The 3,294-nt window shown below is 55.2% G+C and carries 1 protein-coding gene; it reads left to right on the plus strand.

The genetic code is table 11. The features are described from left to right. The first annotated feature begins 184 nt into the window (after nucleotides 1-184). On the plus strand, nucleotides 185-3,229 hold the full coding sequence (locus ABHT90_RS09910) for a SpaA isopeptide-forming pilin-related protein (RefSeq protein ID WP_346982396.1): 3,045 nt from the start codon (nucleotides 185-187) through the stop codon (nucleotides 3,227-3,229). Nucleotides 3,230-3,294 lie beyond the last annotated feature (65 nt).

Genomic DNA, 3,294 nt, shown 5'->3' on the forward strand with positions numbered 1-3,294 from the left:
GCCCGTATCGTAGGCAATGCGCCGAATGCTCGCCATCGAAATTTATCGATGGCCTATTTCAGACTGTAATGGGGCGTATATTTGCATCGATGGGGACGACGACACACATACAATGAGCTGTTTCTTGCCGTCCTCATGGATTGGGAGGGCCTTCATGAATCGCGTGTGTGCGAGAGCTCGAGAAATGCTAAAGCCTTTTGGCAAGAAAACCAATACCGCAAAGCGTGTCCTGAGGATTTTTACCGTCCCGCTGGCGGCGTGTGCACTCTTGTTTGGTGCGACGAGTGCGTCGGCCGACCAGACAGTTCCCTTTAGCAACCACACCGTGCAGACGGTGAATCCCACCGGCACTACGGTCAATTTGTTCGACTACTGGGTCGTGAACGGCGACAACGATAAGTCCGTCAACATAAACAACAAAAATGGCAATAACAACACTGGCATCAACAAAGATCACCAGCTCAAGTTCAATGGTGGTGGCGGCACGGGCATTAACAAGTGGACGGGCAGAAGCGTCATTGATGGCTTTGGACGCCTTTCTTTTGTAAAGAACACGCTGGTAAATGGCTATCCGGCGATCAACGCCGGCACCTATACCTCATACGGCACGAAAGGCGATTGCACCGATGAATCGCTGGCCTATCTCTTTAATAACGATAAGCAGAATGGTAAGGCTGTCTACAACGACGTGAAAGGCCTCTTCCAGCTCCAGAATGGCTATTACGTCTACGACTCGTACGGCTCTGACGGTAACTATGCCGTGTATGACCCCACGACCAACTCCTTTGACGTCTACGATAAGGCGGGCGTATATAAGGGCGATGCGAGTAGCGAAACCAATCTGGGCCAGTTCTTCCCCTTTGACTCGGCTGAAAAGGTTTTTGATGAGATGGGCAACAGCCTCTCCCCTAAGCAGATCATTGATGGAAGCACGAACCTTAACCACCACTTTGGCATGTCCATGACCACGGAGTTTGTCCAGCCTAACGGTGGCAAGACCACCAAAGGCGAGGATATGGTCTTTGAGTTCTCGGGTGACGACGACGTCTGGGTGTACATCGATGGCGTACTCGTGGGCGATCTGGGTGGCATTCACGAGAAGGCGACGCTCAAGATCAACTTCGCCACCGGCGACGTGCATGTCGGCCATGTCGACAACGCAAATGATCCCGAAAAGACCATTCAAGACACCACCATCAGGGCGATGTACGAAGCCGCCGGTGCGGATGTCTCCAACTTTTCCATTAACTCCCCTAACACCTTCAGCGACAGCACCAAGCACACACTGAGCTTCTTCTATCTGGAGCGCGGCGCGGGCGCATCGAACATGAAACTTAAGTTCAACCTCACCACCCTGCCGTCGTCCGAGGTCGCGAAGGTCGACCAAAACGGCGAGGCAGTCCAGGGTGCCGAGTTTGCTCTGTATCAGTCGGATGCCAACTGGAAGGCGCAGGGCGATCCCATCGCTCAGGGCACGACGGACGATAAGGGCCAGCTGGTGTTTCTGAAGTCGGACGGCTCCGTCCTTTCATTTGATAACCAGCATGCCGACGGGCACGACTACTTTGTACTCAAAGAGACAGGCCTGCCCGAGGGGTACCGCTCGAGCCTGACCTCGTCGACCACCGCAACGCCAGGCGAGCTGCACCTGCAGTACAAGCAAGCTGCGGCGAGTGGCTCGGGTGGTGTGGTGGTTGCACCGCAAACGACGGTCACCATGGCCGACGGCACAACGCAATGGACGGGCAGCCGCATGTGGCTGAACGGTGGCTATCTGGCTGCCAAGGAGACCATTTCTCTTAATAAAGAAACAAAAGACAATAAGAATAACCCCATTAGCTCGGGCACGACCTTTGCCGTCGTGCTCAAGCTCACCGGTGCGGGCGAGGAACACACAAGCGAAGACGCGCGGACGCCGGTCACGGGCAACCCGCTCGATGGCTATAAGCTGTGCTCCAAACACGGCATTGAGGGCGCGGTCGAGGCTGCTAAATCGGCGGACACGAGCGTCTTTGGCGTCAACACCAAGGGCGACTATGTGGTGACGGTCAGGTCGCTGCCCGGCGATATCGAAAAGTACGCCGCCATGTTGGAAGATAAGTCCCAGTCCGAATATACCGTGGCGGTGTATCACACCACTGCATCGTCTCTGGCGGGGGCAACCATCGGCAACACCTCTATGGTCAAATATCAAACGATAAACAGGCAGTTCTCTACGGTGATCCACCTCACCAACGTCCAGAATCGTCTGTTTGTGCAGAAGGTCGACGACCTGGGCAAGCCCGTGAACGGCGCGACGTTTCAGCTGTACCAGGCCAAGGACGTTACTGGCAATAGCCCCAGCACGTATGCCATCAAGCCCGGTGCCGAGCCGTATGACACCGTGAAGGCAAATGGCATGACCTATCCGTATGACATTGAGGGTGCTGCATGCTTCCCGCTCGATTCGAATAATCATGCGCCCCTTATCAAGGGCACGTACTACTTGCGTGAGTCTGCAAGCCCGGATGGCCATGAGATTAACAACACCATCACCAAGGTAATCGTGGACGATTCGGGTGTGTATGTGGACGCCGGCAAGAAAGGCGACGGTGTGCTCAGCATGAGCGGCCCGGGTTCGCTGATTGCTTCCCTGGCGCAGTTTGGCTCTCCCGATTCCATCGACAACACGCTTACGCACATTAAGGGCAAGCTGCAGAGTGCGGCCGTTGACGCCAACGGAAGCCTGACATGGGGCCCGACAAGTCCTACGGACAACTGGATGCATATGCGCTATGACAAGACGACGCAAGGTGCCAAGACCGTCCTGCGCTATGTCGAGGACGGTGGCAAGCGCGACAACAAGCTGGCTACTATCTATGCGGACACGGGCGTAAACCGCATGGCTCTTTATCAAGAAAACGATTCAGCATATATAGACGATGCCTCCAAGACCCGTACTGACTTGGGCACGCTCCAGCTCAACCATCTCTTTACCACGGCAACGGGTGTGCAGTATACCGATCGTCGCGTGGCACGCCTGCAAGTGACTAAGACCGTGACAGCAGATGATGGTCTTACTGCACCCACTAAGGATGCGAATGATAAGGATCTGACGTTTACGTTTAAGTTCACCCTGCCGGGGTCCCAGGAGGGCTACGAGGCGCATGTGTTCGATGCGAGCGGCAACGCTGTGGGCAATTCCTTTAAGCTTAGGAACGGCGACACCCATTCCATTAGGCTCTGTTAGACCAGGATTGACATACATGTGTCCCCACGGTGCCATATCGTTAGCCCCGTAGACCGCGACGGATG

This window comes from Collinsella aerofaciens (assembly GCF_039758815.1).
GTDB classification, from domain to species: Bacteria; Actinomycetota; Coriobacteriia; order Coriobacteriales; family Coriobacteriaceae; genus Collinsella; species Collinsella aerofaciens_BP.

Bases quoted from the DNA above. Each gene is read 5' to 3' on its own strand.
- ABHT90_RS09910 (WP_346982396.1), top strand. From the start codon at position 185: ATGCTAAAGCCTTTTGGCAAGAAAACCAATACCGCAAAGCGTGTCCTG.